This is a genomic window from Synechococcus sp. WC101 (genome assembly GCF_047461555.1).
Lineage (GTDB): Bacteria > Cyanobacteriota > Cyanobacteriia > Thermostichales > Thermostichaceae > Thermostichus.
This window is the reverse complement of record NZ_JANSHG010000127.1, coordinates 1-7,386: the sequence shown is the minus strand read 5'-3', so window position 1 is coordinate 7,386 and position 7,386 is coordinate 1. Positions and strand designations below refer to the sequence as shown.

Annotated in this window: 8 protein-coding genes; 5 read left to right on the top strand and 3 right to left on the bottom strand. The window is 62.5% G+C overall.

The features are described 5' to 3' along the window. The first annotated feature begins 221 nt into the window (after positions 1 to 221). The 3 genes from rpmI to NW809_RS09300 all read left to right on the top strand — a co-directional run bounded on the left by rpmI (position 222) and on the right by NW809_RS09300 (position 1,706). On the top strand, positions 222 to 422 hold the full coding sequence (gene rpmI / locus NW809_RS09310; RefSeq protein ID WP_011431583.1) for a 50S ribosomal protein L35: 201 nt from the start codon (positions 222 to 224) through the stop codon (positions 420 to 422). Between the two features lie 122 nt (positions 423 to 544). After that, positions 545 to 901, top strand: a complete 357-nt coding sequence (rplT, locus tag NW809_RS09305; RefSeq protein ID WP_011431584.1) for a 50S ribosomal protein L20 — start codon at positions 545 to 547, stop codon at positions 899 to 901. Positions 902 to 950: 49 nt separating this feature from the next. Then, complete coding sequence (locus NW809_RS09300) at positions 951 to 1,706, top strand: transporter substrate-binding domain-containing protein (protein WP_071813541.1); 756 nt, start codon at positions 951 to 953, stop codon at positions 1,704 to 1,706. On the opposite strand, the gene purH is transcribed toward NW809_RS09300, so the two are convergent. Next, positions 1,703 to 3,316: a bifunctional phosphoribosylaminoimidazolecarboxamide formyltransferase/IMP cyclohydrolase gene (purH, locus tag NW809_RS09295; RefSeq protein WP_414401996.1), complete on the bottom strand. Its 1,614-nt coding sequence runs from the start codon at positions 3,314 to 3,316 to the stop codon at positions 1,703 to 1,705. The genes NW809_RS09300 and purH overlap by 4 nt on opposite strands. Before the next feature lie 293 nt (positions 3,317 to 3,609). Between purH and NW809_RS09290 the strand changes: the two genes are divergently transcribed. Together NW809_RS09290 and NW809_RS09285 are read left to right on the top strand one after the other, a co-directional pair. Continuing rightward, positions 3,610 to 4,302 carry a MotA/TolQ/ExbB proton channel family protein gene (locus NW809_RS09290; protein WP_369781495.1) on the top strand — a complete coding sequence of 231 codons (693 nt, stop codon included), beginning with the start codon at positions 3,610 to 3,612 and terminating at the stop codon, positions 4,300 to 4,302. A 3-nt stretch (positions 4,303 to 4,305) separates the two neighbouring features. Beyond that, on the top strand, positions 4,306 to 4,731 hold the full coding sequence (locus NW809_RS09285) for an ExbD/TolR family protein (protein WP_011431588.1): 426 nt from the start codon (positions 4,306 to 4,308) through the stop codon (positions 4,729 to 4,731). 33 nt (positions 4,732 to 4,764) lie between these two features. Here the strand turns inward: NW809_RS09285 and argF are convergent, their stop codons facing one another. Further along, entirely contained in the window at positions 4,765 to 5,682 is a 918-nt protein-coding gene (gene argF, locus NW809_RS09280) for an ornithine carbamoyltransferase (protein WP_187147178.1), read from the bottom strand. 132 nt (positions 5,683 to 5,814) lie between these two features. Beyond that, entirely contained in the window at positions 5,815 to 7,110 is a 1,296-nt protein-coding gene (gene ctpC / locus NW809_RS09275; RefSeq protein WP_011431590.1) for a carboxyl-terminal processing protease CtpC, read from the bottom strand. Positions 7,111 to 7,386: the final 276 nt, after the last annotated feature.

Here is a 7,386-nt window from a genome sequence, read left to right as displayed (position 1 = left end):
CTTCAAGACAGCCTGGAGTCTCCCCTGGGCTGGCCGCAGTTGCAGCAGTTGCTGCGCTGGCAAGTGCTGCTCTTGGAGCCACGGGAGGGCTGTCTTTGAGTGCCTCTGAGCAAATGTGGGCAGCCAAGACCGGTGGCAGCATTTGCCTTCTTGGACTTTCCTGCTCTATGCTGAGAGGCTGTGACCTTTTCTCCAGCCCCACCCATTCTGGGGGTACTGCCATGCCCAAAATCAAAACTCGCAAGGCAGCCGCCAAGCGCTTTCGCCTCACCGGCAGCGGCAAGTTTATGCGCCGCCGGGCCGGGCACAACCACCTACTTGAGCACAAAACCAGCAACCGTAAGCGCAAGCTGGCGGGTGTAGCCCTGGTAAGCAAGCAGGATCTGGCCAATGTGCGCCTGATGCTGCCCAACACCCACTAGCTGGGTCCTGTTCGCGCTACGCGCCGCTTCCCCGACGCCTCGGCACGTTGGGGACGGGTTGAAGTCTCAAGGTTTGCCGGGGGCTCGCCAACTTCTATATCCGTCTGTATTGGGTTACTGCCATGAGAGTCAAACGCGGCAATGTTGCCCGCAAGCGTCGTAAGAAGATCCTCAAGCTAGCCAAAGGCTTTCGAGGAGCCGGCTCCAAGCTGTTCCGCACTGCCAACCAGCAGGTGATGAAGGCTCTGCGCAGCGCCTACCGGGATCGCCGGCGCAAGAAGCGGGATTTTCGCCGCCTGTGGATTGCCCGCATCAACGCGGCCACCCGCGCCCAGGGCCTGCGCTACAGCGAGTTCATCGACGGCCTCAAAAAAGGCAATATCCAACTGAACCGCAAAATGCTGGCCCGCTTGGCCTTCCTGGATCCAGAAGCCTTTACCCAAGTGGTGGAAGCAGCTCGCCAGGCCCGCGCCTCCTAAAGAGATGGGGTCTCGGTCTCCGTTGGCCGCAGCAATCCAGAGGTCTTGCATGGCAGCCGGCCTGGCATTGGCTTGCTTGGGGAGGGGGATCCCTGCGGCTGCCCGCCCCTGGCCAGAGATTGTGCGTTCGGGTCAGGTGCGAATTGCGGTCAAAGACAACCTGAGGCCGTTGGGCTTTCGCGATCCCATGGGCAAGCTGCAGGGGTTTGAGATCGAGCTGGCCCGCGAGCTGGGATCCCGGCTCTTGGGATCCGCGGAGGCGGTGGAGCTGGTGCCGGTAGCCAACGTGAAGCGGCTGCAGGCAGTGGCCGCTGGGGAGGTAGATCTGGCTATTGCCCAGCTTGGCATTACGCCGGATCGGGCGCGACAAGTGGAGTTTACCTCGCCCTACTATCAGGATGGCCCCAGCTTGGTTGTGGCCCGTTCCCACAACTGGGAAAGGTGGTCGGATGTGGGCGGCGCGCGGATTGCCGTCCTGCGCGGATCGGCTGCTATTCCTTACCTCCAGCGCTACCTCCCAGGGGTTGAGTTGGTGGCGGTGGATTCCTACCGGGAAGGGGCGGAATTGCTCCTAAAGGGAGCGGTGCAGGCCTGGGCAGCGGATCGCTCGGTGCTGGCAGGGTGGCTGGCGGAGCACCCCCAGTTTCAGTTTTTGGGATCCCCGTTGGCGGCGGTGGGGCTGGGCATTGCCCTGCCCAAGGGGCTGGAGCATGCTGAATTGCGGCTGCGGGTGCGCCGCGAGCTGGAGAACCTGCGCGCTGAGGGCTGGCTGGCGGAGCGGGCCAGAGCCTGGGGTCTGCCCTAGTGCAAAAAGTGACGGATGCCAGTGCAGACCATGGCGATCCCAGCAGCATTGGCAGCAGCAATGGAATCGGCATCGCGGAGACTGCCTCCCGGCTGGATGATGGCGCGGATCCCAGCACGGGCTGCCGCCTCCACACTGTCGGCAAAGGGGAAAAAGCCGTCGCTGGCCAAAACCGCTCCTGCTGCCTGCGAGCCGGCCTGGCGAAGGGCAATCTCGACGGCGCCTACCCGGTTCATCTGGCCTGCGCCAATGCCGAGGGTCTGCCCCTGCCGGGCAACGACGATGGCGTTGGATTTCACGTGTTTGCAGACCGTCCAGGCAAACTCCAGATCCGCCCACTCTTCCGGTGTCGGCTGGCGCTCGCTCACCACCCGCCAGGACGGGCGGCGGTCGGATCCCTGGGCCAAGTCAGCCTCCTGCACCAGGAAGCCCCCAGCCAGGGTGCGAACGGTTTGGGCCGGCCCAACCGCAAAGTCCGGCAGAACCAAAAGCCGCAAGTTCTTTTTGGCTGCCAGTTGCTCAGCCGCCTCGGGGGTGCAGTCCGGGACAACCACGCATTCCAAAAAGGGCTCCGCCAGCCGCCGGGCAGCCTCCCCATCCAAGGTTTGGTTGAGGGCGACAATGCCCCCGAAGGCGGAAACGGGATCGGCGGCCAAAGCCGCCTCAAAAGCGGCAGCCAGAGTTGGGCGAACGGCTACCCCACAGGGGTTGTTGTGCTTGACAATCACCGCCACCGCTGGCCTAGGGCCGTTGGCCAGCCCTAGGCTCAGTTCTGCCGCCAGGGCGCGGGCCGCCTCTAGATCCAGCAGGTTGTTGTAGCTGAGCTCCTTCCCCTGCAACTGTTTGGCCCGATGCCAGCCGGGAGCAGCCGCATCCACCACATACCAGGTGGCGGCTTGGTGGGGATTTTCCCCGTAGCGCAGGCGTTGCCAAGGGATCCCTTGCAGTTGAAAAACCTGCTCGGCAGCGTTTGCAGGAGCTGGAGCTTGAGAGGGGCGGGACAGCTCTGAGCGAGTTAGGTAGTCGACAATGGCGCGGTCGTAGGCCAGTACCTGCTCGAAGGCGCGGCGGGCACACTGGAAGCGAAAGGCCAGCCGCTCCGCCTCGCTGGAGGGGCTAGAGAGCAATTGCAAATACTGAGGGTACTGGCTGGGATCGGTGAGCACGGTAACGTGGGGATAATTCTTGGCTGCCGCCCGCGCCAGCGTCGGCCCGCCGATGTCGATCTGTTCAAAAGCCTCCTCCAGCGACACCCCTGCCCGGGCCACCGTCTGCTCGAAAGGATAGAAATTGACCACCACCAACTGGATGGGAGGGATCCCCAGCGCCTCCAGATCCGCCCGGTCTTCGCGGCGCTCCAGGCGGGCCAGAATGCCCCCGTGAATGCGGGGGTGCAGCGTTTTTACCCGTCCCCCCAAGATCTCCGGCGCGCCGGTATGCTCCGAAACAGGGGTGACCGGGATCCCAGCTTCTGACAGCGCCTTGGCTGTGCCTCCGCTGCTGAGCAGCTGAAAGCCGTGCTCCTGCACGAGGGCCTGGGCCAGCGGGATCAGGCCGGTCTTATCGGAGACACTTAGGAGAGCCAAAGGTGGGAAGGGCTGAGCAGACATCGGTTGTTAGCGATCTCAAGAGAGCAGAGTTGCCTAGGAGATCCCAACAGGTGGAGATCCCACGCCCCAGCATAGCGCCCCTGCCGGGAGGGGGATAGGAGGTTGTTGCCACTACTGAGAGGTCGGAGAGGTGGCTGGGGTTCACGTGGGATGATCCAGGATGCCAGAAGGTGCAATTCCAGCCACTCAAAAGGGATCCCAGCCCTGCCGAGAAAGTGCTATGACAAGATGAGCGTGAATTGCCGCTAGAAGGGGGTAACTAGGATCGTATGGATAGAGTCTTGCAGCTCCTGATCCAGGGTTGGTACTATTCCATCCCCCTGTTGACGTTCTCAGTCTTCTCGGTGGCCTGTTGCATCGAGCGGGCCTTGTTTTGGTGGAAAGTCACCCACCGGCAGGAGGAGGTGGTGCGGCAAGCCCTGAGCCAGTACCGCCGCAACCCACGCGCTGCCCAGTACCTGCTGGAGCAAAATGCGGATCTCCCCATTGCCCGCATCTTTTTGGCCGGCCTGGAGCTGAACGAAGCCAGCCCCGAAGATTTTAAGCTGGCCCTGGAGACAGCCTTGGCGGCAGAGGTGCCCCTGCTGAAGCGCTTCAATACGGTCTTCGACACCGTCATTACCGTTGCCCCCTTCCTGGGCCTGCTGGGCACCGTTACCGGCATCATCCAGATCCTCAGCTCCATCCAACTGGGGGATATCGGCGGCACCGATACGCAAGGGGTAGGGCAGGGGATCGCCGAAGCCCTCTACTCGACCGCTTTTGGGCTGATCGTGGCCATTCCCACCTTGCTAATCTCCAACGTCTTCCGCTCTCTGTACCTGCGGCAGCTCTCCAAGATCCAGGAGTACGGCGGCGAGCTGGAGTTGCTGCATCGCCAGCGGCAAGAGATGCAAGCCCAACAGCTTTCCCAGTATTCTTACGCCAAGCCCAGCCCCAGCGGCAGCTCCACTCTTCCTCCCTACTCCCCCCTTGAGCCCTCCTAGCCTATGCGCATCCCCGAAGAAAACTTTCGATCCGGCGAGATCAACATCGTGCCCCTGATCGATGTCATCTTCTCGATCTTGGTGTTTTTCGTCATCGCCAGCCTGGTGCTTACCCGCTCGGAGGCCCTCGATGTCAATTTGCCAGAGGCCTCCACAGCCGAAGCCCGCCGCCAGCCAGACGTTACGGTGAGCATCACCGCTGAAGGCCAAATTGCCGTCAACCGCAAGGCGATTGCCAATCTTGCCGCCCTGATCCCAGAGGTGGAACGCGTCCTGGCCGAGAAGCCGGCTGAAGGGCGCCGCCTGGTGGTGATCAACGCCGATTTGGCTCTCTCCCACGGCAAGGTGGTGGAGGTGATGGATACCCTGCAGCGACTGCCCAACGTCAGCCTGGCCATCGCTGCCCGCCGCCCTGCCAATAACCGTTGACAGGCTCCCCTCTGGGGCCGGGGGTGAGGGCCATCACCCTGCCCCCAGCAGTTGGATCAGGAGCGCTTTTTGCACGTGGAGGCGATTTTCTGCTTGATCCCACACCCGGGACTGGGATCCCTCCAAGACCTCGGCGGTGATCTCCTCTTCCCGGTGCGCGGGCAGGCAGTGGAGCACAATGGCCTCGCGAGCCGCCTGTTTCAGCAGCTTAGCATTGACCTGGTAGGGCAGGAAGTCGGCTTTGCGCGCCTCGGCCTGGTCTTCTTGGCCCATGCTGGCCCACACGTCGGTATAGACCACCTGGGCTCCCGCGACCGCTTCGTAGGGATCCCGCAACACCCACACCTGCGATCCCTGGGCCAAGGCTTGCGCTTCTGCTACTACTGCCGCATCTGGCTCGTAGCCGGGGGGGGTGGCGACGCGGATGTGGATCCCGCTCATGGCACAGCCCAGCAGCAGGGAATGGGCAACATTATTGCCGTCGCCGCAATAGGCCAAGGTCAGGCCCGCCAGTTGGCCGAAGTTCTCCTGGATGGTGAGCAGATCGGCCAAAACTTGGCAGGGGTGAAACTGATCCGTGAGGGCGTTGATCACGGGAATCTCGGCATATTCGGCAAAGATTTCCAGCTCCCGCTGGTTGTAGGTGCGAATGGCAATGGCGTCCAGGTAGCGGGAGAGAACGCGGGCCGTATCCTGCAGAGGCTCGCCGCGGCTCATCTGCATCGCCGTCGGCACCAGATCTAGGGTGCTGCCCCCGCACTGGGCCATGGCAGCGGTAAAGCTGACGCGGGTTCGGGTAGAAGCCTTCTGAAACAACAGCCCCAGCACCCGGCCGCGCAGATCCACCCGATAGGGATCCCGCTTCAGTTGCGCCGCTTGGACCAGCAAGGCCGCTAGCTCCGCCGGGCTCAGGTCGCTGAGTTTGAGCAGATCCCGCCCGGCTAAGTTGATGGATCCTACAGCTTGCAACCCCGCCATCGCGCTTCACCGCCTCCGCAAACAACTTCCGGCCCGCGCTGCTGCCTGCTCGCCAGCGCAAGGCCGCTACTCAGCAAGGTCTCGCAGCCTGGGCCCCAACGCTGGCTAGAGGGAAGAGGAACGCATTGGCTCCTTGGCCTGTTGCTGGCGGGCCGAGATCTGCGCCTGGAGGGCCTGGATAGCGGCGGCATATTGCGGGTCGGCGGGAGTCGCCACCAACTCGCGATCCCGGCTGAGGCGATTGAGATCTTCTTCGGACAGTTCCACGACAATGTCAGGGGTGATGCCTTTGTGATCGATATCGGTGCCTTTGGGGGTGCGATAGCGGGCGATGGTCACCGCCAGGCCCGACCCATCGGAGAGGGGATGCACCGACTGCACTAGGCCCTTGCCAAAGGTTTGCGTGCCCACGATCACGGCGCGCCGGTTATCCTGCAAAGCCCCCGACAAGATCTCGCTGGCGCTGGCGGATCCTCCATCCACCAAGACAGCCAAAGGCTTGTCGGTGAGGGCGCTGTTGTTGGCCGTGAGGCGATCCTGCTCCCCTTGCCGGTTCACCGTCGAGACAATGCTGCCCCGGTCGATCCACATGCGGGCGATCTCGGCGCTGGAGTAGAGCAGCCCCCCCGGATTGGCCCTCAGATCCAGCACATAGGCGGCCACCCCTTGTTTCTCCAGCTCGCGAATGGCCTGGCGCACCTTGTCGGCGGCATTGCCGGAAAACTGGGTGATGCGGATGTAGCCAATGGGCAGGCCATTTTCCTGGTGAACCGCATAGCGCACGGTGGCCAGCTCAATTCTCTCCCGCACCAGGTCGAACACCTTCAGCCCTTCCCCCTCGCGGCGGATGGTCAGCCGCACCCGTGTGCCCGGCTCGCCGCGAATGAGGCTGACGGCGGTGTTGGTGTCCATCCCTTCGGTGGATTTGTCGTCGATGCGCACGATTACATCTTTGGACTTGATCCCGGCCCGGTCGGCGGGGGATCCTTCGATGGGGGAGATCACCACCAGCTCGTTGGTCTCTTGATCCATGCCCAGCGTGATCCCCACCCCGGTCAGCTCACCGGATGTGTCAATTTGCATGCTGGCGAACTGGTCGGGATCCAAGAAGCGGGTGTAGGGATCGTTCAGTTTCTTCAGGGCTTCGCGAATGGCTGCATAGGCATCTTCTCGGGTGGCATATTCTCGGCTGAGCAGATCCCGCCGCACCGCCTCCCAGTCGACGGAGTTGAAGGAAGGGTCGACGTATTCGCGATTAACAATCTGCCAAACTTCGTCCACCACTTCCTTGGGATCCCGGCGAAACCCTGCCCAACCCGGCATGGATAGCTGCACCCCGACAAGCGACACGGCTGTGACCACTGCAGCCGTTGCACTCACCACAAACCCACGCTTTCTCATTGGCTCTCCTGGAAGACAAGGTCTAAAAGTCGAGGTTAATCTCCAGCTTTTGGGGGTTTCGCCCAGAGGCTCTTCCCTGCCCCAACTTTATCTCAGGGACAAAGCAGTGCTGCCTGCCCCAGCCGGTGGTATCCAAAGTTTGGTAGGCTGCAAATGGTACAGCCCAACTGTGCCCAACGTAGCACAGGGATCCCTGCAAAGGTGCTCTCGCGATCACATTTGCAAAGGCGCTTTTTCTTCTGGAGTCCATGTCTCTTGTAACCGACTCTCCCAGCC